The following is a 26,604-nucleotide window of genomic DNA, read 5'->3' as shown; positions in this document are numbered from 1 at the left end:
CAATCCAAATGAGAATACGTGAAATAAATGCAATGAGAGGACCTAACTACTGGTCTGTTAGAAGACATAAATTAATAGTAATGGTCCTTGATCTGGAAGAGATGGAGGAGATGCCGTCCAATAAGATCGATGGATTTAGGGAGCGACTGGAGGCTATGTTTCCTACGATGTACGAACATCGCTGTTCGGTGGGAACGCCCGGTGGTTTCTTTCAGCGCGTAGAAGAAGGAACCTGGATGGGACATATTATAGAGCACATTGCCCTTGAAATACAAACACTCGCGGGAATGGATACTGGTTTTGGACGCACAAGGGGTTATGGTGAAAAAGGCGTTTATAATGTTGTCTTTTCCTATATAGAAGAGAACGTGGGACGTTATGCCGCCAAGGCTTCGGTAAGTATTTGTGAAGCCTTGATCAATGGAGAGGAATACGATCTGGAACCGGATATTCAGAAAATGCGGGAATTAAGGGAAGCGTCGCGATTAGGACCAAGTACGGGTTCTATTGTTGAAGAAGCAGCAAGCAGAGGTATTCCGTGGATAAGACTCAACAAATATTCTTTATGTCAGCTTGGTTATGGAGCCAATCAGAAAAGGATACAGGCTACCGTAACATCCGAAACCAGCAGTATCGGTGTTGAGTTGGCATGCGATAAGGAAGACACAAAATACCTGCTGGAGCAGGCAGAAGTTGAGGTTCCAAGAGGCGATATAATTAGTCGTGAAAGCAGCTTGAAAGACGCCTGCGATTACGTTGGTTACCCCTTGGTTATAAAACCTATAGATGGTAATCACGGGAGAGGGATTACTGTAGATATACAGAATTATGAAGAGGCATTGGTCGCTTTTCATGCTGCCAAGGAAGTTTCGCGGCGTGTAATTGTTGAGAAATTTATTACAGGTGAAGATTATCGTTTACTAGTGATCAACCACATTTTGGTGGCAGCCGCCAAGAGAACTCCTGCACACGTTATTGGAGATGGAAAATCGACTGTTCGGGAATTGGTGGATAAAGTGAATGAGGATCCCAGAAGAGGGTATGGGCATGAAAATGTGCTTACAATGATCACCATTAACGATCTTACGCGCACAATTATCAAAGACGCAGGATATACCGAAGATTCGGTGCTCCCGGAGGGAGAACGATTAATATTGAAGGATACAGCTAATCTCAGTACAGGAGGTACAGCAGAGGACGTAACAGATATTGTTCACCCTGCTAACGTGGCAATGGCAGAACGTATCTCCAAGATCATCGACCTTGACATTTGTGGAATAGATGTGATGACGAGTGATATAAGTCAGCCTCTTTCTGAAACAGGCGGAGCTGTACTCGAGGTAAATGCCGGGCCCGGCTTTAGAATGCACCTGGCCCCAACTACCGGATTGCCGCGAAATGTCGCAGCCCCGGTTGTAGATAAATTGTTCCCTACCAAGGGCGATACGGGGAGGATCCCCATCGTCGCCATAACAGGAACGAATGGTAAAACAACCACCAGCAGGCTAATAGCCCACATGGCAAAAATGAGTGGTTACAGGGTGGGATATACTACCAGTGATGGTGTTTATATACAGAACAGATTGCTAATGTCCGGTGATTGTACCGGACCGGCTAGCACCGAATTTGTCCTGAAAGACCCCACGGTAAATTTTGCGGTTCTTGAATGTGCACGAGGTGGATTGTTACGAGCCGGTTTAGGGTTCAACAATTGCGATGTCGCTGTGGTGACCAATGTGGCTGCAGATCATTTAGGACTTAAAGGAATACACACTATAGAACAGCTGGCCAAGGTAAAAGGCGTCATCCCCGAAACGGTTTTACCCGATGGCTATGCAATTCTTAATGCAGAAGACGACCTGGTATACGAAATGAGACGTGGAATCAATTGTAATCTTGCACTATTCTCTCTGGATGAGAACAATCCTAGAATTCAGGCGCTACAGCGCATTGGGGGAATTACCGCCGTGTACGAAAATGGATATGTGACTCTATGTCGAGGTACCTGGAAGATGAGAATTATGAAAGCAGAGAATATTCCGCTAACCTTTGGAGGGAAAGCAATGTTTATGATACAAAATGTGCTGGCTGCTGTTATAGCAGCGAATGTGCGTGGAATTAGTATCGAAGACATGAAGGCAGCCCTGGAAACCTTCATTCCATCTGCTGCACAAACTCCGGGTCGTTTAAACCTGTTCGAGTTTCAGAATTTTAAAATACTCCTGGACTATGCGCACAACCCGGCCGGCATGCTAGCCTTAAAACAACTCACAGATAAGATGGATGCGACAGTTAAGGTGGGTATCATTGCGGGCGTTGGGGACCGTCGTGATGAAGATACCAATGAGATAGGAAGTATCGCGGCAGACATGTTCGATGAGATCATAATAAGGCAGGACAAACGATTAAGAGGTCGTAGCGAGGAAGAATTGATCAAATTGCTAAGCGATGGAATAAAGAAGAAAGATCCGAAAAAGAAAACCACTATTATCCCATCAGAAAAAGAAGCCATTACACATGCGGTTAACAACGCTAAGAAAGATTCATTGATAATTTGTTGTAGTGACGTTGTGCCGGATGCGTTAGAGCTGGTAAAGAAATTCAAACATCAGGAAGTCACAGGAGAAAAGATCTTCGCCCAATAGCATAAAAAACTCCTCCTTCATTCAGCGCAAGGAGGAGTAATTTTTATTGGTTCAAGTTATTATTGGGCACCAGATGGAGGGCGATAACTAGGCACCACATTTTCTATTGGTGGAATGGACTTTAGATAATCATAAATAGACTTTAGATCCTCATTTGATAAATGAGCGAACGACTGCCATGGCATGGGTGGCATAAGAGGTCGGCTATTTTCCATGCCTTTATATTTACCTTCGGTCATTGCCTTTTTAAACTGATCGAAAGACCATGTTCCGATACCTGTGTCATCTGGGGTAAGGTTGGCGCCGAAACTAGTTCCCCAGGGACCTACGGCAACTGTGAGGTCGTTGTTTAGTAGTACCCATCTGCCTGGTCCAACCGCATTTTCGGGTACTTCCGGTACGGGATCATTTGCGGGAAACCCCATCATCCATCGATCCAAATCGGGAACAGGACCCTGATCGGTCATTTTCTTTGGTGAATGGCAATGGTCACAGCCAATTACCGTTACCAGATACTCTCCTCTTTTAATACTTTCCTCCTTGGAAAGAGCCATCTCTTCCGCTTCAGTTTTTTCGGAGTAGTCTTCCTGTTTTTCTTTACAGGAGGACACCATTAGAAACAGCGATGCAGAAACTGCTAAAAAAATTGTGGTTTTCATGACTGGTTGTTTTAGTTAGATAATATTTGCTGAATTTTCAATCTAATTTAATCAATAAAACGATTGGTTGTTCATCTTATTCGTTCTACTTCAAAAGTGGTATATATTGTTGAAGAAGAGATTGTTAAAGATGATATTCCATGTCCAAAAATCTCGATATAATCGCCGTTGGAAAGCTGTTCAATAGTGCTTACCGATCGATGTACCGGCCCCGATCCGTGATGTTCGAATCTGGCGTATTTCACCACAGAACCATTAACATAGATCGCTATAGTGAATGAATCGGGGTTTGTCATATTCGCCAGGTGAGCCATGCTGGCATCGATACGGTAATAGCCGGGTTCGGAAACTATAAATCGATTAGATGCAGCATTAAAATTAGATCCTGTGTCGAATTCAGTAGTGTCGAAATTTAATTTGGTATAGGTAAAAGCAGGTAACGTTTGATCTGCAGACATGCTCATTTTTGCCAGGGCAAAGGAACTGAGATCGGTTCCAGGATTAATGAAAGATAATTGCCCAGATCCATTTGTGGCCATCACCTGTCCTGAAGTGCCATCTGTTAGTGGCATATTATAGGCATCATTTATGTTTATCGTTCCGTCCTTATAAATACTCAAGGCATTTCTTCGGTTTGAAGCATTTATGCCATTTCCAATCGAAAAAAGTCTATCCGCACTATTATAAGACCCCGTTGAAGTTGGCACGTAAGTGGAGTTAAAGTTTCCCAGCGCAATTTCAGCGAACGAAGGAGCCACTGTTCCATTACCCATGGCGGTTGAACGGTCTCCCGAGGCTTCAGTTAGATATCCAAAACCCGTAGAGGCAATTCCTGAAGCTAAAGGGGAGTAGCCCATAGCTACAGAATATATACCTTGATTTGATAAAGACCACGTACTTCCGGAAGCAAACCCGGATCGTGTCACAGAAGTACCGGGGTTGTAGAAGCTGGTAGAAAGATCTGCTGTCACCGAAAACGCAATTCCAGTACCATGTGTTCCGGTTACCCAGAATCCATCGGTTCCATTTATTACAACAGGACCGTTATCGGCAATAATGGTTCTTCCAGCTCCTGCTCCTCCCTCATCATAAGCACCATCTAGTGTGTTTTTGGTATCAGTTGTTGGATTTGTGAACGTTAATTGTCCGGCCCCATTGGTTGTCATTACCTGCCCGAATGTCCCATCGGCTGTGGGCATAAGATATCTTCCGGTGACGGGATCTGTGCCAAAAGAAGTGCGACCTACGAAGAAGCCGGCAAATCCCGTGGCGCTTTGAACATCTGAATAGATACCAAAATGTTGTCCGCCAGAGGCTGAGGGGATGTTGGTATACATTCCATATTTATCTCCAGTCCCGCTTCCCGAGATCGAATTAAATAGTCCGTAACGTGCACCATTACCTTCGGCTTGTAGTGTGTTGGAAATTCCATATACAGTGCCGGAGTAAGTGGAAGAACTTAGCAATCTATTTTCTATGCCAAAAAAACTCGCGCTGTTTGATGTGGTGCCTGTGAATTCATTTCGCATTCCATAGGTACCGGAAATACTATTAAACAGATTATAAACGCCATATTCTGCACCGCCACTAGCGCTGAAATTATTGTAAAGTCCGGATGTGCTCCCGGTATGTGTACTGGTGAAATTATTGTAAAGTGCATAATAGTTAAAGGCGCCCGAGGGTGTAAGGGAGGTATCCGTATTATATAAGTTGTAGATTGTAGCCGAGCTTGCAGGGGTTCCTTCAGGACTAATTCGGATTGGGTATATATCGCTTGTTACATCACTTTTTACAAAAAATTTCGAATTCGGGAACCCGCTTAAATCCGTTCCTACTGTCACACTGCCTTGCGTAACGATGTTGTCTGTTATAGTAGTGGAAGGATTAGTTGTTCCGGTGATATACCAATCGGCGTCACTACTAGCGCCACTTATTACAACCCAACTGGTTGTTCCCTGGTCCCAGTAGTAAAACCCTTTAGCAGGACTTCCTGCCCCTGTTACAAAAACGAGCATCCCGTCCTGATCTGCCCCCGGATCGGTAACGGGAAAATCGTTTATTCGGGGAATCAGTATTCCATCTGTATTTGAAGGGGAGGTGATATCACTTGCCGAAATATCCAGGCTGGATTTCGGATCGGTATTCCCAATTCCAATTTGTGCCACACTTGTATAGCTAACAATCCCAACGGCTACTACCAGTAATAATCGCTTCATAATTAAATATTTTGCCGGACCTAGCTGAAGGTTTCTAAGAAAGGGGCTAAAAAAGGTTTTATACTGGAATAAATATAGAATGGGAAGAACGGTTAGTCCTGATATTTTTAGTCAATGCCCCATTATTTTTAGTGAATGAGATCAGGCCGTACTTAGTCTTTCCTTGATAGATTCACGGTTGGCGCTACTTAAAGGTATTAATGTATCTTCTATAAGCAATGAGTCTGAAGTTATTTTACTAACCCTCCTAAGATTTACAGTGTAAGAACGATGGGGTTTAACGAAATGGGTGGGATTAAGTCCCTGAGAGGTATGTTTCAGTGTTTTAGGGACCAGGTATTTGTGATCCTTTGTTACAACGAAGCAATAATTATCGAAAGCCTTTAGGTAAAGAATTTCTTTCTGGTTAAGCTTATATGTTTCTCCTTCCGATTTGAATAACAAGAAATCATCTTTAGTGGTAGACAACTTATGCCAGGCAAGTTCAATGTTAGAACGCAATCCTGCTTCGGTGAATGGTTTTACAATAAAACCCAGGGGATGGGTCTGTTTTACACGGTCTATAGTATGCGGGTCGGTTTGAGAAGTGAGAAAGAGATACGGGATATTGCGTGCATCGAGATCTATTGCCAGATCGATGCCATCCTTCTCGCCGGCCAGTTTTATATCCAGTAACACAAGATCCGGTTTTTGTCCCTGAATTGCTTGTATGGCTTCTTCGTGATTTTCGGCATCCCCTATTACGGTAAACCCCTGCTTTTTTAAAGCAGTCTCAATAGTAACCGCGATTAGGGGCTCATCTTCAACAATTAATATGCGCAAGGAATACATCTAATGATTAGGTTTCGAATCTATTTTAAATTATGCCGGTATTCACAATAAATTTAGTGAAAGATCACAATTTTTTAGGGAACCAGATTTATGCAAGTAAGTTAAATCTACTTACCTCAAGAATCGCAATGGTTCCATTTTCGGAAGCTTTCTTAAATTGTAAGGTGGCTTTTAATTTTTTTGCCAGTGCTTTCATAAGTTTAATTCCGAAGGAATTTTCGCGAACATGCTCTGGCATACCTTTGCCGTTGTCACTTACTTTCAAAATAAGCCTGTTACCTTCTTTTTGAAATGAAATTTCCATTTTTCGATCTTTATCATCTACATCGTATGCGTGTTTTAGCACATTGGTAATTAACTCATTCAAGATTAGACCAATGGGTGTTATGGATTCGATATCCAACAACATCGATTCCACATGCAGCGTATAGTTTACCATTTTGCCATTTTCCTGATGGCTATCGAAAATTTCTCTGGTAAGATCGTGGAAGTATTCTTTTGTATCTATCCCCACTAATTGATCTTTGTTGTATAATTTCTGATGAATCAATACCATGGACCTAACCCTGTTTTGAGCTTCTTTGATCGCCTGCTGCGCCTCGGAATCCTGCATATTCTCCGATTGTAAATAAAGTAAAGATGAAACTATCTGGAAACTATTCTTTACCCGATGGTGTGTTTCTTTTAACAAGACATTTTTTTCATCCACGGTAGCTTCCAGAAGCTTTTTCTGCTGGGCTAGTTTCTGGTTTTTCTTTCTGTTCTTCAAAAAGAATACACTTAATATTAGAAGAACCACAAAAACAGATCCCAATATCCAGTACAATAGTTTTTTCGAAGCGGCCTGCTGTTCCAGCTCTCGTTCCTTGGTTTGCAGATCGTATTTTACTTCCAGTTCGGCTATGTTTCTTTTTGTTTTTTCTGAAACCAAGGTATCCCTGAGTTGAGATACCATATTTTTAAATTTCAAGGCATTTTTAAAATCATCGTTGGCTTCGTATGCCACGGATAATTTCTCATAGAGTACCATTTTTTGCTGTCGGCGATCTGTACTGTCCAGACTTCGAATAAGGGGCTGGAGCACCTCTATAGCAGCCTTTGGTTCTCCTTCTTTCAGGTAAATATTAGAAAGAAAAAGGGAGCTGTACATCATAGAATTTATGGCACCCATACTATCGCTCACCCTTATAACATCCTTATACCTTTTAATATTTTCGGCGGTAGCCGATGTATCAAATATATGGGCAGTGGGTAAATGAGTAAAAGGTATCTCAGGTTGTCGTTTACTGTAGTAATTCGCCAGGAGTTCGGTAAATCTTGTTTGTTCCTTAATATTGCCAAGACGTTTAAAATAATCTACCAGGACAAAAAGATAAAACCCTCTTTCGGGATGATCTTCAACCAGGTTCAAGGTATCCCAGGCTTTTAGATAATAAGTTGTGGCCTGTTCAAAATCTTCGATGGATTCGTACATCATTCCTTTAGAATAATTTACGCTGGCGACGGCATCTGTTTGTTTCAATTCTACCGCCATGGACTCGGCGATATTTAGGTGGGAGAGCGCTTCTTCGGCCCGGTTCTGAAATATGAAAGCATTTGCAAGACTCACGTGGAAGCTAAAACGGTCTTCTATTTCGCCCTGATTTTTACTGAGTTCGAGTCCTTTGATCAAGTAGCCTATAGCTTCATCAGGCGCATCATTTGCTATCAGAAATCCCCCTAGATCTCCCAGCGCTATCATCTTTATAAAAGGATCTTTTGCCTTTTCTATCAGGTATTGATATAGCGGATTGGCTTCCACTCGCGGGAGAGATGATAGCTTTATATTTAATTCATCCATCCCGCTTCGTACCTGCTCTTTATCATGGCGGGAGATCGATACCAACATACTGTCTATGTATCTTTTATTTATTTGCTGAGCAATACTTTGACACGAACAAAGAAAGATGAAAAAATAAAGCAAGCTCTTGATCATAGGTTGTATCTGGCTGGAATTAACAGGTAATTTACAAAAATATACTATCCTGTTCATGTAAGACTCCCCGACACATTTATTAAAGAGTATTAAAAACTTTTTGTAATTAGGGTAGAGAAATATATCTTAAAACAGTGGGTTGAAAAAACCTAAATTAACAACGAAGAAATAGAAAAGCCACCACAGATGTGATGGCTTTTCGCCCCAAATTTGATCGATTCGCTTAAGCGTATCAACCTACTTATGTAGTGCAAAATTACAAAAAAAATTTATCATCGCCATTCCTTGTAGGAATTATCTGAAACAATTCTGCTCTTATTCAGTATAGCTAACCTATTGAAATGTAGAATTTTAACTTTATTAAGATTTCTTATTGTAGAAATCGGAAGGGATATTCTCGTTTTTATTGTCCTGGTACCGAGTTTGCCAAAAACCGTTATGTATGGCATAAGCTCCGGTCTCACCTTTTTTATTCACCGCGATGAAGCCAACCTGAAAGTCTTCTATATTCTTATTCTTAGCTACTATACGGCCAATAGCTTCTTCGCACGCCTCCTGAGGTGATTTTCCTTGTCGCATTAATTCCACAATAAGGAAACTTCCAACAGTTTTTAATACAGCTTCTCCTAATCCTGTTGCCGTTGCTCCACCTACCTCATTATCTATAAATAGGCCGGATCCAATTATAGGGGAGTCTCCTACGCGCCCGGCCATTTTATATGCCAAACCGCTGGTGGTACATCCACCTGCTATATCACCCTTACTATCAATGGCTAACATCCCGATGGTGTCGTGATTTTCGATATTGATGATGGGCTTGTATTCCGACTTCTCTTTCCATTTTTCCCAATCTGCTCGTGATTTTTCAGTAAGCAGATCCTCGGGTTTAAAACCGGATTCTATCGCGAATTTTTCTGCCCCTTTTCCCGCCAATATAACATGGGGAGTATCTTCCATCACTCTTCTGGCAACAGAAATAGGATGTTTTATATTTTGAAGATATACCACCGCACCGTAATCACCATTCTTGTTCATAATACAGGCGTCGAGCGTCACATTTCCGTCCCGGTCCGGAAGTCCGCCTATTCCCACCGATTGCCCTTCTGCATTCGCTTCTTCTACCATACATCCCGCCTCGATAGCATCCAGGGAACTTTTACCTTGCTGTAGCTGCTCCCAGGCCTTTGCGGTTGCGTTATTTACATTCCAGGTGGCCACAACCACAGGTAAACTAACTTTATTTACCATTTTCTCTGGTTTGTTTTCTGAACTGGTTGAAGATTCTGCACAACTAATTACCGCACTCCCGGCAACCACACCTAATCCGGATAAGGAAGCACTCTGAATAAACTTTCGTCTTTTCATTTTTGTTTATTTAATTTCTATTTCGTCTACAAAGATCCAGGCCTTTCCATCATGTTCGTGGCCAAGGTGCCATTTGGGAAGATTCCCAAGATTCCTGGCTACAATTTTAATATACCGGGCACTATAACCTCCCATATTGAACTGTATATTCTTTATCTCTTTTTCTTCGGAAGGAGCCGCTGCATCGATCTTTTGAGGAGGTAAGTTTTTGTAGAAGTTCCTCGGATTATCCGAAACATAACATGTTACTTCGGTGGGAAAGAAAATCCAACTCCTTTGGTCTTGCAAGAAATTCACAGTGACGGTTTCGAACGGTTTTACCTTCCCTAGATCGATCACTGCAATTACATCTTCGTCCTGATAGCCTTGCCAGGCACCTGTCCTGAAATCTTTTGTTCCGTATATACCATCTATAAGGGCATCGTTACCTCCTGCATTGTACTGGTTGGCATATTCGGTTTTCAGGGTGATACTCACTTCCGGGTCTATCTTGTAAAAGCGGGTGTTCAAAGTAACACTGGTTCCTTCGGAAGTTTCGGCATAAGCGCTCAGTATACTTTCATCCCTAAGGGCAAACGGCGTTTCGTACAACATAAATTCAGAATCATTTAAACTGTAATAGATCTTGGCGCTTTTATTCGCCACCCCTAGTTTAACTACGGTACTATCTTTAAAAGCTACCTTCCCTTCAGCAATATAAGGTGCCGGAGTAATAAGATGATCGGTAATTTCGGAAAGTGGAACTGCCATATCTGTAGTTCCCCAATCGGAAGGGGTACTGGTCATTTCAAATACCAAAGTACCTCCATTTAAAATTTCGTCATGCCGGATGTAGGTTCGATCCAGGGGTTTACCATTAAGTTTGGCAGAAGCGATATATTTATTCTTTTCAGAAATAAAATTTGCAACCACTGTAAATTGTTTGCCAGATTCCAGGTTTATGGTAGCTTTTGGAAAGAGCGGAGTGCCTATAATATACTGGTTGCTGGCCGGGGTCACCGGATAAAATCCAAGTGAGCTAAAAATATACCAGGCGCTCATTTGTCCGCAATCCTCGTTCCCACTGATCCCGTCCGGGGTGTTGGTGTACAATTCGGTTAGAATCTTGTGAACCAGTGATTGAGTCTTATAAGGTTTATTCACAAAATTGTATAAGTAGGCCATGTGATGACTAGGTTCATTTCCATGCGCATATTGACCAATTAGTCCGGTAATATCGGCCTGATCTCTACCGGAAGTTTCAGATCTGGCTGTGAAAAGATCATCCAGGTGCTGTTTAAAAGCATCCTTTCCACCCATGAGTTCTATCAATCCTTTAATATCCTGGGGAGCATAAAGGCTGTATTGCCAGGCGTTTGCTTCGGTGTAATTGAAATTTACTTCGTACGGATCGAATGGTCCGAACCAGGTATTTCTGAACCGGCCGCGCATAAATTTCGACTCAGGATCGAAACTGTTCTTATAGTGTTGTGCTCTTTGGATGAAGGTTCTATAGATTTCATTTTTGCCCATTTCCACGGCCATTTTTGCAATGGTCCAGTCGTCGTAGGCATATTCGAGCGTCTTAGAAACCGACTCGCTTTCTTCTTCCACCGGGATATAGCCATATTTCATGTACGATTCCAACCCAAGATGGTTTCTTGTGGCGCTATGGATCATGGCATTGAGGGCTTTATCGGCGTTGTAATTCCTAATCCCTTTGAGGTAGGCATCAGCGATTACTGGCACGGCATGGTACCCTATCATACAACCCGTATAATTTGCAGACAGATCCCAGATAGGCATGATTCCGCCTTCGTCGTATTTGGCTAGGAAAGTATTTATAAAATCGTTGGTACGTTCTTGTTCGATTATGGTATACAATGGATGAGCCGCCCGATATGTATCCCACAGGGAGAAGACCGTGTAGTATTCGAACGAATTTGATTGATGAATCTCCATATCCATTCCGCGGTAGCGCCCATCTACATCCTGGTATAGATTTGGTGCGAGCATGGTATGGTAGAGCGCCGTATAGAAATTGGTCTTATAATCATTATCAGGAGATTCGACAATTATTTTTTCAAGCTGTTTTTCCCATAGGTTTTGAGCTTCTTCTTTTACAAGATCGAAGGATTTCGAGCCAATTTCGGATACAAGATTATTTCGCGCACCCAACTCGTCTACAGCCGAGATTCCTATGGAGACAATGAGGGGTTCGTTATTTGGGTTGTCGAATTCTAGCGCTGCTTTTGCACCGCTTCCCCCACGCACCGAATCTCTTTCGAAATTTTTTATGCGGTGGGAAAACCTAATGTGAAAGAATACACGTTGATCTGCCGCCCAGGCCTCCGAAAATCTATATCCGTTAATTTCATAGTCTGAAAAGAACTCAATATCATAATCAAGCAATTTATCCCGATGTTCCAGGTCGAGAATTACATATTGATTCTCTGCCGTAGGAAATCGATAGCGATGCATCCCAGATCGTTTAGCGACGGTAAGCTCTACGTCAATTTCGGTAGAATCTAAATGTACGCTGTAGAAGCCGGGAGTGGCTGTTTCGTTTTCGTGGGAGAAGTGAGCCCGGTAGCCTTTAGTCCCGTTTGCGCCATTATAAAAGATCGCTTCATTGGTTGGCATTAATAAGATATCGCCATAGTCACTCACGCCGGTTCCACTTAGATGTGTATGGGAAAAACCATAGATGTAAGTATCGCTGTAATGATACCCACTGCAGCCGTCCCAACCATCGAGACGGGTATCCGGACTTAACTGCATCATTCCAAAGGGTAAGGTAGCTCCGGGGTAGGTATGTCCGTGGCCTCCGGTACCGATGAATGGATTCACAAAATTTATAAGAGGGGCTTCCTTTAGGGCAGATGTAACACTTTCGGAATTATTACAACTAAAGCAAAGCAAACAAAGCGAAAGAATGATTGGTATGTATCGCATGCAGATTAATATGCTGAAAAGATACGAATTCACGTTAAAAAAAAGTGAAGAATTACCCCTGTTTTGCTAATGGCTTTATCTTTAACACCTAAGAAAATTTTATGATCCTGCGCTGGACTATCTTTATAGTAATTTACATCCTGATCGATATATATGCTTTTCAGGCCTTTAGAACCTTTACAAAGAACAATTGGTTCTCGGCGGTATATATTGCAATCTCGGTTTCCCTCCTTTTTTTATTCATATACCAGGTTACGTCGGGAGATTCAACAAGGACCATGACTCCGTTGCGGATGTATACCTTTGGATTTGTGGTGGCTATTTTCTTTCCTAAATTAATGATCGTGCTATTTATGTTGATGGAGGATGTAGTAAGGCTATTGGTAGGGAGTGCGGCACGTTTGGGTGGGATGAATGACAGCTTTCATATACCCTCAAGGCGGAAATTTGTAAGTGCTATTGCATTGGGCTTAGCTGCGATTCCTTTTAGTTCACTGTTATATGGGATGTACCGCGGAAAATACAATTATAAGGTGTTAAGCTATACCCTGGAGTTTGACGACCTCCCCGATGCTTTCGACGGATATCGAATTACGCAGATTAGTGATATACATAGTGGAAGTTTCGACAATGAGGATAAAGTTGCGTATGGAATCGACCTAATAAACCAGCAGAAGAGTGATGTGATCCTCTTTACTGGTGATCTTGTAAATAACCTGGCCGAAGAAATGGTTCCGTGGAAAGAATTATTCGCAAAACTAAATGCAAAGGATGGAGTCTATTCGGTATTGGGAAATCACGATTACGGGGATTATGTGGATTGGAACTCTCAGGAGGCTAAAAAGAAGAACCTTAACGACCTTATTAGCCTTCAGAAAGAAATGGGCTGGGACCTATTACTTAATGAAAACCGTACACTGGTTCGAAATGGCGAGCGTATTAAATTAGTGGGCGTTGAGAATTGGGGAGCCGGAGGATTTAAAAAAGCGGGAGACCTGGATAAAGCTTGCGAGGGTGTTGAAGATCATGAATTTAAGATACTTATGAGTCATGATCCTTCACACTGGCAGCAGCAAGTAAAGACAGACGATAGACATTTTCATTTAACCCTTAGCGGACATACCCACGGCATGCAATTTGGAATAGAGATTCCGGGCCTAATTAAGTGGAGCCCGGTAAAATATCGTTATGAAAACTGGGCTGGGGTCTATGAAGAATTGGGTAGGTATATCAATGTAAATCGTGGGTTTGGATTTATTGGTTATCCCGGCCGTGTTGGAATCTGGCCGGAGGTAAGTGTCATCGAGCTTAAAAAACGCGCCCATACCGCTTAATTCACGGGAAATGTTATATTTGTATCAACTAATACTTCAAGAGCTATGTCTAAGTTTGGAGAATTAATAGAGACCAATGTCCCCGTGTTATTAGATTTTTATACCGAATGGGATGATGCCTGCAAGGAAATGCATGCGGTCTTACGCGATGTTGCTGCAGCACTTGGTGATAAAGCACGGGTGATAAAGATAGATGTTGAAAAGAACTCTGAACTAGCCGAAGCATTGCGAGTTAAGGGACTTCCTACTCTAATGATCTATAAGAATGGCGAGATGAAATGGCGCCAGAGTGGGGAACAAGATGCCAACACTCTTATTGGACTTGTAAAAGAATTTGTTTGATTTTTATCCTACCCGATCTTCCTTAATTTCTTAAAATTGTAAGTTTATTCGTATTAATACTAAAAAAAGTGCGATAAACTACACGTTATATCGGTGTAATTCAATATTTTTCAGGCGTAAAGTACATATCTTGATCTGTACATCGATTTTTTAATGACCTTTATTACCCCAGACTTATGAACCTCAGATCTATTATTATTCCGTTTTTGTTTTTTTCATTGTTTAGTGTGAATGCCCAGGTTGGGATTGGCACTACGTCACCTGATACATCGTCTGCAGTTGATATTAGTTCCTCAGACAAAGGAATGCTCACCCCCAGATTAACTACTGCCCAGAGGACAGCCATCGTTAACCCGGCAGAGGGGCTATTAGTGTATGACACCGATGCAGATGCATTTTATTATTATGACACGACTAGTTCGTCATGGATAACAATAGGATCTGGTAAAACCAGGGATAACTATGTACTTGTAAAAAGTGAGGCCGATTTACCTGCACCGGCAGCAGGGAAGATTACGCTCGATACAGATGTTCTATACGAAATTAATGGTCTTGTCACCTTATCAAATCCCATAGAACTCAATGGAGCGTACCTGATAGGGCTAGACACTAATGAAGATATTCTTGCGTCGGCCGGCGGAACCATTTTTACGGGAAGTACCGGAGGTAGCCTTAGAAATTTAACGCTCACCGCCCCAGGGGGTACAGTATTTAATCTCAATAATATCTCTGGAACCGAGAATCTGGTGATCCAGAGTATGATCATTGCAAATTCTGGATCTATTGGTAGTATACAAGGATTTAATCTTGTGTTTATGAATATCATACAATTTTCGGGAAATGCCGCCGGGATCACCTACAGCAATATCACCGATCTTCTTTTAAATAATTTAGGATGGTTACCAGACAATGGAGGCGTTTATGAAACTTTTACCGGCACCTTTGCACTTATTGAAAAAGTGAGTGGGTTCTCTAATGTAGTAGGGGCGACAGCCGCGATGGACGTCACAGGGATTACTTCCATTACCGATGACGCGGTATTGGCAAGTGTAGTTTTTTCGGGAGGTGGCACATACGTTATTGGCAGTTCGCCATATACGGGATTTAATTTTACCAATAACTGGACTGTAAATTGCCCTGGAATTCCCGAAGAAACGGATAAAGTAGCAACAGGCTATATATATTTTAGTGCTGAAAATAATGTTACCACCAATGTCATTTCCGATAATGTACCTGTGAAGATGCAGGGAACAACTACTGCCGGTCAATTTTTTAGAATGGATGATGACGGTGGAACCAATAACCGTATTAAATACACCGGTCTAAAGCCGAGAAACTTTACCGTTTCGTGTTCAGCAACTGTGGAGCGATCGAGTAATGGTTCGCGAAATGTTTACTCTCTTATCATCTATAAGAACGGTAGTATGATCCCTTCGATCGTTTCGGAACAAACTTTTGAAAACGGAGTTAGTAAAAGCAACTTCAACCTGTTGGGCGTACTTTCTATGGCAAACAATGATTATATCGAAGTTTATGTTTCAACCGATAACAGGAATATCGATCCTACCGTGAAACGATTTAACCTGGTACTCTATTAACCTGGACCATGTTCTTACGGTTTACAATGCTTATAGAATTAGAATAAATAATTCTGGTTTTGGGGAATTTCCAGAAATTCTACCATTAATTCAGAATTTATAAGGCCTTTAAACTGAAGCTATTCGTTGAAGCAAAATCAAGTACTTTGGGTAAGGTATATCGAAGATTCTGTTCTGCTTTCAGGCTGTCGTGAAAAACGATCACACTTCCTGGTTCTGTATTCTTGATCGCATTTTGCAAACATTGTTCTTTCGTGAACTTTGGGTGAAAATCGAAAGTTAGCACATCCCACATCACGATCTTATAGTCCAATTTCCGGAGTTTTGAAGATTGCCTGAAACTCATTTTTCCATAAGGTGGCCGAAATAATTTAGCGTTTGACTTTAGACTTAAGTTGCCCACATCATGAAGGACTTTCTCTGCTTTTTTACAGTTCGCGATATAATCTGCTGTTGAGGTTTTCCAGCCGTTTACATGATTGTAAGTATGATTGCCCACGCTATGGCCTTCATTTAAGATCCTTCGGAAAATATCCGGATGTTTCTTTACATTTTCTCCAATGCAAAAAAAGGTAGCTTTTGCATTATACTCGTTTAACGTATCAAGAACCCAAGGAGTGATTTCGGGGATGGGCCCGTCGTCGAAGGTAAAATAAACGGCCCTGTTTTCATTTGGAAGGGACCAGATTCGGGATGGATACAACCATTTAAGGAGTAAAGGTGTTTTAACCAGCCAGGTTCTCATAGTTTAGGTTCCGGCTCCTTCTTCCGGGCTTTCTAAAGCGATAATGCTATCAGCCTCCAATGAGGTGGTATCTTCAGGATCTTCCAATTTCTCCGGGTCTATCCCTTCATTTTCTGAATAAAAATGACGGAATAATTTGAGATAATCATTGAATTTTGTTGCTTCCGCTTTCCCGTATTCTTCAGTATCATATACGATCACAATATCAACAATACTTCTATAGCGTTCCATATTGCTAATGATCTCATCGGCCATATTGTATTGTCGGGTGACTTTCATCCCACTAAAGAAAACCAGGTTTTCCTGATACTTTTTTGAAACTTCCTCGAAGATGGCACGCGCTTTTTCGGGTTTATCTAATTCGTAATATCCAAGAATGTAAGGCTCAAGAAGTGAATAATACTCGAAGTATTTAACAGGCATTTTTTCCATCGCCAGATCCAGGATTTTCTCGGCTTTCTCATTTTCTCCTTCATTGATAAGAGCTTCTGCCAGGCGGGCTAAATTACTTCTGTACGTGATTCCATTGCGTCGTGTTTCGGTATCGTGATAGATATCCGGACTGCCACTATTTCCCCAATCCCAACTCATCACAACTTCGTACATCTTTTCGGTATCGATACGGCCCATATCGAAAGGATTACGCTTATCAACAGGGGTATAGATAGGCACTAGTTTATAAGCAACACCATCCTGTTGCAAGTAATCTTTCATCCATAGATAATCGTCGTCGCCAAAACTACCCCCACTGAAATATATAGGGCGTTCCCAGTTATTATTGGCAATGATATCTAGCATCATCATCCTGTTCTTGTAAAGGATATCTCCTTTGAGTTTAATATCGATGTAGGGTACAATAAGATCGGCGTCCTTTTCGGGCACAATACCATTTCGCAGTACGGCCTCTTTGTCTACAGGGATTCGAATTATCTTTGATGGAAAAGTATTGGCTATTTGCCCGCTTTCCAGGGCGAAGGTAGTTGCCGGACTGTCGTTGGCAACCCAGTTCATCCATTTTTTAATATCGATAGTATCCTGTGTGGTTTCCTGATAGAATAGGAAATCTCTTGAGCCAAATTTATAGTCGTCGTGTGTAAGTTGAGAAGGAATAGGGTCACTGCTCCAGGCCTTCTTCTTCATATCGTCTATATACCAGTCTGTTTGAAATAAACTCGTATTGATTATACGCACGTCCCTTCTATAACCCTCAATATTCTGTGCATACCACAAGGCGAAGGTATCGTTATCACCAATGGTAAATAATATGGCGTTCTCGTCGCAGGAATCCAGGTACATTTTACCCATGGATTGGGCCGTGTATCTATTTGAGCGATCGTGGTCATCCCAGTTCTGTGTCGCCAGGATCACAGGGGCGGCTAGCATGGTTAGTGTAAGCACAACCGGGAGGGCGATTTTTGGTTTTAAATAATCCTTAACGATCTCATACAGGGCATAGACCCCATATCCTATCCACATGGCAAATACATAGAAAGATCCTACGAGGGCATAGTCTCTTTCTCGTGGTTCGAAGGGTCGTTCGTTGAGGTAGACTTTCAATGCCAGACCTGTAAAGAGGAAGAAGACCAGTAATACCCAGAAGGTCTTTTTATCGTTCATAAAGTGGAACATCAGGCCTATTATACCTAGTAACAATGGAAGGAAATAATAGGTATTCCTGGCTTTGTTATTTTTTACGTCGCTAGGCAAGTTATCCTGGGAACCCAGGAATATTTCATCGATAAACTTTATACCGCTCAGCCAGTTGCCGTTCAGGTCGTCCAGTTGTCCCTGAACGTCGTTTTGTCTGCCGGCAAAATTCCACATAAAATATCTCCAGTACATATAACCAAACTGGTACTGGAACATGAATTTCATATTATCCCCAAAGGACGGTTTTTCGATATCCAGGAAGCCGCCGAAATTAGAAAGGAAAGTATGATAGTCTTCTGTGTCTACGAGGCCTTCGTTGTACGCCTGCTTAAATTTGTTTACTTCTTCGATGAGTCTCTCTTCACTACGGTATTTACGTTTTATAGTAAATTCCAAACCATCGGTAAATTCGAGATAATTCTCGGCGTGTTCTATGCTCCACATCCTGGGGAGAAATGCTTTGTGAGCATCGTCCGTATTCTGGCCGGCGTTCTCGTAATTGTTTACGATCACGTATTTTCCGGCTTTTTCATCTTTTTCGTATTTGGGTTTATCGTCCTTATAAGGGTTGTCCGGATCCAGGCCTGCATAGGTTTCGGTGAATTGTGGACCGTAAAACAAATGTGTTTCGGGGTACTGCTCCCTATTATAATAAGCAAGTAGTTCTCGGGCGTTGTTTGGGTTGTTTTCGTTGATAACCACCCCAGCATTTGCACGAATGGGCAGCATCAGCCAGCTGGAGAACCCAATAAAAATGAAGAGGATACATAGGAGCAAAGTGTTCAGTCGAACATATCCTTTCTTACGAGTGGTTCTCAATCCGTAATAGAATAAAGCGATAAATAGTAGTCCGGCAATGATAGTTCCCGAGTTAAAAGGTAACCCAATATCGTTAACGAAGAACAATTCCGAAGCACTAAAAAATTTCATTGTCATGGGCAGTAATAGCTTGAAAATGAAAAGCAGAATCGCCACCATCACTATATTGGCGATTATAAAATTCTTTACTGTGATCGTCTTATAATTTTTAAAGAAATAAAGAAATCCGATGGCCGGGATCGTTAATAATCCCATAAAATGCACCCCGAATGACAAACCGATAATAAAAGCGATGAGGATAACCCAGCGATCACCTCTTGGGGTGTTCATTTCGCGCTCCCATCGTAGTCCGGCATAAAATAATATAGACATGATACAGGCGGCCGAGGCGTACACTTCTGCTTCTACAGCGTTGTACCAGAAACTATCGGTAAAGGCAAAAGCTAGCGACCCTACAAACGCACTGCCTAGAATGGCCATAGCAGTGTTTTTATTGATCTCCTGCTGTTTGGACACTAAATTTGTGATTAGAATGGTTAGGGACCAAAACATAAAAAGGATGGTAAAGGCACTTGCGAAGACCGACATCAGGTTTATGGTTAAGGCGATGCTGTTTGGTTCCATGGCGAAGATGGAAAAGAATGCCCCCAGGATCTGGTAAAGAGGTGCTCCAGGCGGATGTCCTACTTCCAAGTTACTGGCGGTAGTGATATATTCCCCGGCATCCCAGAAACTGGCAGTTGGTTCTACCGTGAGCCAGTAAGTAAGTAAAGCGATGGCGAAGACGGTCCATCCTAAGATCTTATTCCATTTTACGAAGTTGAAATCGGACATATAAAGTTTAACGTTATTGGTCGAGGCGAATTTACTAATAATATGGCTAAGGGCACTGCTAAAAAAATGCTAACGTGTTGAAGTAGGGCATTATTTCATGAATATGGGGGTGGAATTAGGTACTAGACCTTTTATTTTGGATGGGACTGGGTTTTTGAATAAGATTGGCTTACGGTTAGCGGGTTGGAGAATCACAGCAGAGAATTATTTTTGCTGAAATTTGTTTGTGTGAACGAAACTTTATCTTAAATTTGCGCCCACATTATGGTATTGGCCCATGGTGTAAACCGCCATAGGCGGTCTCGCTGGCCAACACGCGTGCCTGCCGTAGGCAGGTCTGGTTCAAAACCAGACTTATAACGGAAACAGTTGTAATTAATCTGTGAAAATTACATTATTTATTGGCCCATGGTGTAAACCGCCATAGGCGGTCTCGCTGGCCAACACGCGTGCCTGCCGTAGGCAGGTCTGGTTCAAAACCAGACTTATAACGGAAACAGTTGTAATTAATCTGTGAAAATTACATTATTTATTGGCCCATGGTGTAAACCGCCATAGGCGGTCTCGCTGGCCAACACGCGTGCCTGCCGTAGGCAGGTCTGGTTCAAAACCAGACTTATAACGGAAACAGTTGTAATTAATCTGTGAAAATTACATTATTTATTGGCCCATGGTGTAAACCGCCATAGGCGGTCTCGCTGGCTAACACGCGTGCCTGCCGTAGGCAGGTCTGGTTCAAAACCAGACTTATAACGGAAACAGTTGTAATTAATCTGTGAAAATTACATTATTAATTGGCCCATGGTGTAAACCGCCATAGGCGGTCTCGCTGGCCAACACGCGTGCCTGCCGTAGGCAGGTCTGGTTCAAAACCAGACTTATAACGGAAACAGTTGTAATTAATCTGTGAAAATTACATTATTTATTGGCCCATGGTGTAAACCGCCATAGGCGGTCTCGCTGGCTAACACGCGTGCCTGCCGTAGGCAGGTCTGGTTCAAAACCAGACTTATAACGGAAACAGTTGTAATTAATCTGTGAAAATTACATTATTTATTGGCCCATGGTGTAAACCGCCATAGGCGGTCTCGCTGGCTAACACGCGTGCCTGCCGTAGGCAGGTCTGGTTCAAAACCAGACTTATAACGGAAACAGTTGTAATTAATCTGTGAAAATTACATTATTTATTGGCCCATGGTGTAACTGGCAACACGTCTGGTTTTGGTCCAGAAGAGTCTAGGTTCGAGCCCTAGTGGGCCAACGTTATTAACCCGAGCATCACTGCTCGGGTTTTTATTTGTGTATTCTAGGCTCTCACCTGCCTACACACCTTCTGGCCCCTCATTTTAAAAGGTCTACCAGACCTTTTAACTTCTTCAAAGACATTCGGTCCGGATAAATTAAAATAAGTAGATTTATCCCACCTCGCCCATTAATATCAACGAGAAATTATAACATTCTCGTTTTATATCTTGATAATATCTGTAGGAGTTTCAACAAGGATGGTTCTGTCGCCACGTATCGCAATAGGCTGTTTCAAGATCTCGGGGTTGTTGCGTATCATCTTTATCCAGTCGTCGCTAGATAGATTGCTCTTTTCGAAATGTTGCGAATAGGACGGATGTTCCTGATTTACGAGATCCTCGATTTTTAGCTGTAACCTGTTGGCAATCTCGGCAATCTGCGTCCCTGTTAAAGGGGTTTTTAAAACATCCACCTTGAGCAAAGCAAATCCTTCCGATTCTGCATAGGCAATGGTTTGTTTGGCCCTTTCCGATTTAGAATTATAGTAAAGCGTTATTTGTCTGTCTGAAGTTGCTATTTCTCCCATTGAATTTCAATTTTTTGACGTCCTTATTTGTATTTAAAATTCACTTTCAGTAAATTAAATGATAGACAAAATCATAGCGGGAACCTTATCTATTCTCAATGATTTATCAAATTTCTTCTGAAATCCGGCTGCGATAATACCGGTGAGAAATATCATAGTTTCCCGAGTTGATTGAAATTAAATTTACAACTAATATAAATTTCGACCTATGGATTTATCTAATTTCTTAACGGCTTTCTGGGGATGGTACCTAATAATCTTCTTCGTTATTCTTAGCTTCAACCCCAAAAGGATAAAGCAGATCTTTACCCATCTAAAAGATCAGAAATTCGTTATCCTTGCGGCCTTTCTGGCTATAATCATTGGATTGCTCAATATCCTGGCACATAACATCTGGGAAGCAGACCACCGGATCATTGTAACTTTATTGGGCTGGAGTTCCCTGTTTCTGGGATTGTCTTTATTCATCATTCCCAATACTGTTACCAAATGGCTGAACTATATCAATATGAAATTTGTGCAGGTTCTTTATATCGCCTTGCTAATATTAGGGGTCTATTTGCTTAACGTAGTTTACCAATTGGTTCCTTATTAAAAAACTTATTTGAAGGTCTCGGTCAGGCTTAAGTTATAGAAAAGTACCCAACTTCTAACAATACAGAACACCTGGTGTAACTATTGAGGCCTGAGAATCGAATCAAACCTTAACACCCATACCATTGGAGATAAAAGCAAATGCAAATAGATATAAATTATGCTAACGTTTAAGAATTTTAACATCGCAGACTGGTTTTCGTTCTATCGGATAGCGGCAGCACCTGTTTTGCTGGTACTTGCATATTTCGAACTTCGGGAGGCTTTCACATGGATGTTGCTTATAAGTTTTAGTACCGATGCGATCGATGGATACCTTGCGCGTACTCTCAAAATCACCAGCGCCAGAGGGTCTCAATTAGACTCTATGGGAGACCAGATCACTCTATTGATCGGGATCGTAGGACTATTTGTATTCGAATTGGAGTTTATTAAAGACAAACTACCACTGCTATTGGTCGTTTTTATCCCCTATTTTGCACAAATGATCATTGCCTTTGTGAAATACGGGAAAGCCACCGCCTTCCATACTTATTTCGCAAAATTATCGGCAATTACACAAGGAATTTTTATCTTATGGACACTGTTTTTTGGTCCGGTTTTATGGTTGTTTTATGGGGTGATTGTCATCGGAGTTCTGGAAACGATAGAGGAGATAACTCTCATTTTTATGCACGATACATGGACCAAAGATGTGAAGGGGGTTTATTGGGCGTTGAAAAAGAAACGAAAAGGCCGAAAGGCCAAAGAGAATAGGGAATCCCGTTAGTCATGCGGAGGTATTCATTTTTTACAATTGTCCTGTTGTGTCTGGTTTTATTACTTGTAGACACCCTGAGTTATTTTTGGCTGCAAAAGATAACAACTCTACACCTAAGCCCGGGGATCAAAAAAACGATCGACATTCTCTTTTGGTTCTTCAGTATTGGATTAATTAGCGCCATTCTCACCCTAAAAATTAGGTTAGATTCCATTAGCGCGCTAAGAAGACAAAGGATCGTTTCCTCCCTTTACGGACTTACCGTAGCATCCTTTGTGCCTAAACTTATCTTTGTTCTAACTATTTCATTACTAACGCTTCTGCATGTTGTATTTTCTGAAACGGTCTCGAAGATACTGGTTCCCGTAATTGGCTTACTTTCGGGTTTTATTCCATTTTTTGTCATCCTGTACGCTATATTCGTTTCGCTCTATCGTTTTAGAGTTCATCATGTAAACCTCCTGTTTAAAAACTTACCCGAAGAATTCGATGGTCTTAGGATCGTACAGATTTCCGATATCCACCTTGGTAGTTTTAATAGAAAGTATCAGATCCTTGAACGCGCATTCGAAAAGATAAATGCCCTGAAACCGGATTATATTTTTTTCACAGGGGATCTGGTGAATAATTACGCCTGGGAACTAGAGGGATGGGAGCGATTATTTCTGAATCTCAAAGCGAGAAGAGGAAAATTCGCCATCCTTGGAAATCACGATTACGGGGATTACAGCGATTGGCCTTCCGAAGAAAAAAAAGAAGAAAACCTGAAATTGATCAAGGAATTTTACACCGCCACAAACTTTACACTTTTATTAAATGAATCTCGTGTTGACCGAATTGGTGACGACCAGATCGCCATCATTGGTGTGGAGAACTGGGGAAAACCTCCCTTCCGTCAATATGGCGATCTAACGCAGGCAATGCAACTTGCAATTCACTCACCCTTTAAGATCCTGCTTTCACACGATCCAACCCACTGGGCAGAGGAGGTGGCCGCTAAGACTAAAATAGATCTTACCCTATCGGGGCACACACATGGGATGCAGGCGGGGATACAGCTTAAGAGTAAACAATGGAGCCCTGCCAAACTAAAATATAAACATTGGGCCGGTCTATACCGGGATGGCGAGCAGTATCTTTATGTAAACCGAGGGATGGGTTGGATTGGTTTTCCCGGCCGTATAGGGATGCGACCGGAGATCACCTTGCTAAAGCTTAAAACCGTGCTTACCACAAAGGATAGGCTACCGGTGCTCGATGGGAATCCTCTCATAAAGCAGGCGCCAGGTATAGCCTAAATTGCTGTCCTAGTCTAGATCGCAAATACAGTAAAAATTCAGTTATTAAATAATGAAATCAGAAAACCCCACAAAACGATGTGGGATTTTCATGAAACAAAAGGATAGTCACATACTTTCCTCGCTCTGCGGCCATATTTGTTTTTACTGAATTATTTACCCAGTGAGTTGAATACTAGTCAAAGATGTTAATAACTGAAATTAATAACAAACTAGTAGAATGTATAACTTTACAAAAAGTACTTTTCTATGAGCAGGTTTCTTTTTGCCCTCTTTGTCTGTTGCAGTGTTCAGCTTTATGGACAGGACGTAGATAGCTTACAGCTAGTTATTAAATCTACAGATGATCTTGTAGCCAAAGCAGATGCCTATAAATCCATCCTGAATAAACTTCGAAGTACAGATTCCATCGGTTTTAAACAATATCTGGCCGAAGGTCTAACTTTTGCCAGGGAACAAAATGATAAGGAAACAGAATTTACGCTGGCGCGAATTGACTGCCGTAGATTATATGGCAACGGTGAATACCGAAAAATGATAGCAAAAGTGGATTCCTTATTGCCACTTGCCAAAATACATGGCTTAAAGCAAATTCAAATAGACCTGCTCAATTACAGCGGAAATGCATACTCAAACCTGTCCGATTATACCAACGCTGCCGTTCAATTCATAGAATATCTGTCTATTGCAACCCAATTACCGGATAATACCCGGGAAGTGGCAATGGCCAACAATAATATAGGAATGGCTTTCCTAAATATGAAACGTTTCGACCAGGCCATAGAATATTTAAACCGATCCCTGGAAGGCCAGCAGGATTTCGAGTCGGCCTTTAAAGCCCATACCTATTGGAATCTCGGAATATGCTATATGGAACAGAAACAATATGAAAAAGCACTGGGAATTTTCGAGCTTGGCGTTGAAGAGGCGAATCGAAAAGGTGATGGTTATGCCGCTGCAGGGAATCAACTTTGTATTGGATCTATTTATGTGCGGCAGGATAGATTTGAAGAGGGTATCGAAGCTTATGAGACGGCTTATAATATGAGTACTCGAGCTAATTTGGAGCCTTATAAATTAATTGAGGCGTTGAACGGACTTATCTATGCTAACAATCAGCTAACGAGACCCGAAGAGGCGAAGAAGTATATAACATTAGCAGATAGTATAACTAATCATCACAATTTATCCGATTTGCGCAATAGGGAGTTTTTACTTTTCAAAGCTTCCAACCTTCTGCTTTTGGGTAAGCCTCAGGAAGCGGATCTAGTCTTCAACAGGTATTCTAAAGCGGTAGACAGTCTGCATAACGAAGAGAATTTAAGAATTATTCAGGAGAAGGAAACCGAATTCAGAACAAAGGAAAAAGAGCAGCAACTTGTGCTACAACAATCTAAACTGGACTTCCAACAATTATTAAACCTTTTGTTAGGTATAGGAGCCCTTGTACTTGTATTGGTTGGTTTTTTAATTTACAGACAACAGCGCTTAAAAATTAAGCACCATAAACAGGAGCAGGAATTGCAGGAGGCATTGCAGACGGTCGAAACAAATAGGAAGCTGGAAGAGCAACGGGAACGAATAGCCAAAGAATTACACGACAATATTGGGTCCCAACTTACTTATCTGGCCAGTGCGGCGCACAATATAGGTGCAGGAATGAGATTGGTTTCGGAAGAGGTCACTCAGAATAAACTCGAGGAACTATCCGATTTTAGTCAGGAAGCCATATCCGATTTACGCGATACCATCTGGGTAATGAATCGAAGCGCGATCACATGGGAGGACTTGTCGGAAAGAATCAGGTACCTGGCTCATAAGGTATCGAATACAACCGGAATTCTGGTGAATGTTAACACAGAAGGGCAGGATAAAACACCTCTTAATCCATCACAGACTATGGATATTTATCGCATTATTCAGGAGTCGGTTAATAATGCCGTAAAGCATTCCAGGGCGAACCAAATAGACATTGTCCTAAAAATAGACGTTGAGGCATTGGTGGAAATAAAAGACAATGGTATTGGTTTTAATACTGCCGAAGTAACCACGAGTAGCGATGGCTTGCGGAATATGAAGGCGAGAGCAGGAAAACTGGGAGCCGAACTTACCCTGAATAGCGATAAAAATGGCACCTTGGTATCATTGAAAATTCCCGAATTGCCTATTTAAAG

17 protein-coding genes and 1 tRNA gene are annotated in these 26,604 nt (G+C 41.8%); 9 read left to right on the top strand and 9 right to left on the bottom strand.

Annotated features, from left to right (window positions below; all coding sequences use genetic code 11):
- Positions 1–8: 8 nt before the first annotated feature.
- Positions 9–2,645: a cyanophycin synthetase gene (cphA, locus tag C5O00_RS03750; protein WP_105215071.1), complete on the top strand. Its 2,637-nt coding sequence runs from the start codon at positions 9–11 to the stop codon at positions 2,643–2,645.
- Positions 2,646–2,704: 59 nt separating this feature from the next.
- Here cphA and C5O00_RS03745 read toward each other — a convergent pair whose 3' ends face one another.
- The 6 genes from C5O00_RS03745 to C5O00_RS03720 form a co-directional block, all read right to left on the bottom strand.
- Complete coding sequence (locus tag C5O00_RS03745; RefSeq protein WP_105215069.1) at positions 2,705–3,304, bottom strand: diheme cytochrome c-553; 600 nt, start codon at positions 3,302–3,304, stop codon at positions 2,705–2,707.
- Between the two features lie 71 nt (positions 3,305–3,375).
- Positions 3,376–5,520: a phage tail-like protein gene (locus C5O00_RS03740; protein WP_105215067.1), complete on the bottom strand. Its 2,145-nt coding sequence runs from the start codon at positions 5,518–5,520 to the stop codon at positions 3,376–3,378.
- Between the two features lie 141 nt (positions 5,521–5,661).
- Entirely contained in the window at positions 5,662–6,351 is a 690-nt protein-coding gene (locus C5O00_RS03735; protein WP_105215065.1) for a LytR/AlgR family response regulator transcription factor, read from the bottom strand.
- 88 nt (positions 6,352–6,439) lie between these two features.
- Positions 6,440–8,239, bottom strand: coding sequence for a tetratricopeptide repeat-containing sensor histidine kinase (locus tag C5O00_RS03730; protein ID WP_158676772.1), 1,800 nt, complete (start codon positions 8,237–8,239; stop codon positions 6,440–6,442).
- 447 nt (positions 8,240–8,686) lie between these two features.
- On the bottom strand, positions 8,687–9,691 hold the full coding sequence (locus tag C5O00_RS03725; protein ID WP_105215061.1) for a glycosylasparaginase: 1,005 nt from the start codon (positions 9,689–9,691) through the stop codon (positions 8,687–8,689).
- Between the two features lie 6 nt (positions 9,692–9,697).
- Positions 9,698–12,625 carry a GH92 family glycosyl hydrolase gene (locus C5O00_RS03720; RefSeq protein ID WP_105215059.1) on the bottom strand — a complete coding sequence of 976 codons (2,928 nt, stop codon included), beginning with the start codon at positions 12,623–12,625 and terminating at the stop codon, positions 9,698–9,700.
- A gap of 104 nt (positions 12,626–12,729) precedes the next feature.
- Here C5O00_RS03720 and C5O00_RS03715 point away from each other — a divergent pair, with 104 nt between their 5' ends.
- From C5O00_RS03715 to C5O00_RS03705, 3 genes are all read left to right on the top strand, one after another.
- Complete coding sequence (locus tag C5O00_RS03715; protein WP_105217563.1) at positions 12,730–13,959, top strand: metallophosphoesterase; 1,230 nt, start codon at positions 12,730–12,732, stop codon at positions 13,957–13,959.
- 45 nt (positions 13,960–14,004) lie between these two features.
- Entirely contained in the window at positions 14,005–14,301 is a 297-nt protein-coding gene (locus C5O00_RS03710; protein WP_105215057.1) for a thioredoxin family protein, read from the top strand.
- Positions 14,302–14,477: 176 nt separating this feature from the next.
- Positions 14,478–15,899, top strand: a complete 1,422-nt coding sequence (locus tag C5O00_RS03705) for a phage tail-like protein (protein WP_105215056.1) — start codon at positions 14,478–14,480, stop codon at positions 15,897–15,899.
- Between the two features lie 97 nt (positions 15,900–15,996).
- On the opposite strand, the gene C5O00_RS03700 is transcribed toward C5O00_RS03705, so the two are convergent.
- On the bottom strand, positions 15,997–16,644 hold the full coding sequence (locus tag C5O00_RS03700) for a polysaccharide deacetylase family protein (protein ID WP_105215054.1): 648 nt from the start codon (positions 16,642–16,644) through the stop codon (positions 15,997–15,999).
- Positions 16,645–16,647: 3 nt separating this feature from the next.
- On the bottom strand, positions 16,648–19,947 hold the full coding sequence (locus C5O00_RS03695) for a glycosyltransferase family 117 protein (protein ID WP_105215052.1): 3,300 nt from the start codon (positions 19,945–19,947) through the stop codon (positions 16,648–16,650).
- A gap of 1,188 nt (positions 19,948–21,135) precedes the next feature.
- Here C5O00_RS03695 and C5O00_RS03690 point away from each other — a divergent pair.
- Positions 21,136–21,208 (top strand) — tRNA-Gln (locus tag C5O00_RS03690).
- 204 nt (positions 21,209–21,412) lie between these two features.
- Here the strand turns inward: C5O00_RS03690 and C5O00_RS03685 are convergent.
- Complete coding sequence (locus tag C5O00_RS03685) at positions 21,413–21,778, bottom strand: arsenate reductase family protein (protein WP_105215050.1); 366 nt, start codon at positions 21,776–21,778, stop codon at positions 21,413–21,415.
- 208 nt (positions 21,779–21,986) lie between these two features.
- Here C5O00_RS03685 and C5O00_RS03680 point away from each other — a divergent pair, with 208 nt between their 5' ends.
- From C5O00_RS03680 to C5O00_RS03665, 4 genes are all read left to right on the top strand, one after another.
- Complete coding sequence (locus C5O00_RS03680) at positions 21,987–22,373, top strand: hypothetical protein (RefSeq protein WP_105215048.1); 387 nt, start codon at positions 21,987–21,989, stop codon at positions 22,371–22,373.
- Positions 22,374–22,532: 159 nt separating this feature from the next.
- Entirely contained in the window at positions 22,533–23,141 is a 609-nt protein-coding gene (locus C5O00_RS03675; protein WP_105215046.1) for a CDP-alcohol phosphatidyltransferase family protein, read from the top strand.
- Positions 23,142–23,143: 2 nt separating this feature from the next.
- The gene (locus C5O00_RS03670; protein WP_105215044.1) at positions 23,144–24,430 is read left to right on the top strand and encodes a metallophosphoesterase; all 1,287 of its coding nucleotides are present in this window, start codon (positions 23,144–23,146) and stop codon (positions 24,428–24,430) included.
- A gap of 249 nt (positions 24,431–24,679) precedes the next feature.
- The gene (locus tag C5O00_RS03665) at positions 24,680–26,602 is read left to right on the top strand and encodes a tetratricopeptide repeat-containing sensor histidine kinase (RefSeq protein ID WP_105215043.1); all 1,923 of its coding nucleotides are present in this window, start codon (positions 24,680–24,682) and stop codon (positions 26,600–26,602) included.
- Positions 26,603–26,604: the final 2 nt, after the last annotated feature.

The organism is Pukyongia salina (assembly GCF_002966125.1).
In the GTDB taxonomy this organism is placed as follows: domain Bacteria; phylum Bacteroidota; class Bacteroidia; order Flavobacteriales; family Flavobacteriaceae; genus Pukyongia; species Pukyongia salina.
The sequence above is the reverse complement of the archived record's forward strand: the minus strand, read 5'-3'. Positions and strand labels throughout refer to the sequence as shown.

What these genes read in the sequence shown, in the direction of transcription:
- C5O00_RS03720 (WP_105215059.1), bottom strand. Translation starts at nt 12,625, where the DNA reads ATGCGATACATACCAATCATTCTTTCGCTTTGTTTGCTTTGCTTTAGT.
- C5O00_RS03710 (WP_105215057.1), top strand. Translation starts at nt 14,005, where the DNA reads ATGTCTAAGTTTGGAGAATTAATAGAGACCAATGTCCCCGTGTTATTA.
- cphA (WP_105215071.1), top strand. Translation starts at nt 9, where the DNA reads ATGAGAATACGTGAAATAAATGCAATGAGAGGACCTAACTACTGGTCT.
- C5O00_RS03730 (WP_158676772.1), bottom strand. Translation starts at nt 8,239, where the DNA reads ATGTTGGTATCGATCTCCCGCCATGATAAAGAGCAGGTACGAAGCGGG.
- C5O00_RS03745 (WP_105215069.1), bottom strand. Translation starts at nt 3,304, where the DNA reads ATGAAAACCACAATTTTTTTAGCAGTTTCTGCATCGCTGTTTCTAATG.
- C5O00_RS03675 (WP_105215046.1), top strand. Translation starts at nt 22,533, where the DNA reads ATGCTAACGTTTAAGAATTTTAACATCGCAGACTGGTTTTCGTTCTAT.
- C5O00_RS03665 (WP_105215043.1), top strand. Translation starts at nt 24,680, where the DNA reads ATGAGCAGGTTTCTTTTTGCCCTCTTTGTCTGTTGCAGTGTTCAGCTT.
- C5O00_RS03725 (WP_105215061.1), bottom strand. Translation starts at nt 9,691, where the DNA reads ATGAAAAGACGAAAGTTTATTCAGAGTGCTTCCTTATCCGGATTAGGT.
- C5O00_RS03685 (WP_105215050.1), bottom strand. Translation starts at nt 21,778, where the DNA reads ATGGGAGAAATAGCAACTTCAGACAGACAAATAACGCTTTACTATAAT.
- C5O00_RS03695 (WP_105215052.1), bottom strand. Translation starts at nt 19,947, where the DNA reads ATGTCCGATTTCAACTTCGTAAAATGGAATAAGATCTTAGGATGGACC.
- C5O00_RS03735 (WP_105215065.1), bottom strand. Translation starts at nt 6,351, where the DNA reads ATGTATTCCTTGCGCATATTAATTGTTGAAGATGAGCCCCTAATCGCG.
- C5O00_RS03670 (WP_105215044.1), top strand. Translation starts at nt 23,144, where the DNA reads ATGCGGAGGTATTCATTTTTTACAATTGTCCTGTTGTGTCTGGTTTTA.
- C5O00_RS03705 (WP_105215056.1), top strand. Translation starts at nt 14,478, where the DNA reads ATGAACCTCAGATCTATTATTATTCCGTTTTTGTTTTTTTCATTGTTT.
- C5O00_RS03680 (WP_105215048.1), top strand. Translation starts at nt 21,987, where the DNA reads ATGGATTTATCTAATTTCTTAACGGCTTTCTGGGGATGGTACCTAATA.
- C5O00_RS03700 (WP_105215054.1), bottom strand. Translation starts at nt 16,644, where the DNA reads ATGAGAACCTGGCTGGTTAAAACACCTTTACTCCTTAAATGGTTGTAT.
- C5O00_RS03740 (WP_105215067.1), bottom strand. Translation starts at nt 5,520, where the DNA reads ATGAAGCGATTATTACTGGTAGTAGCCGTTGGGATTGTTAGCTATACA.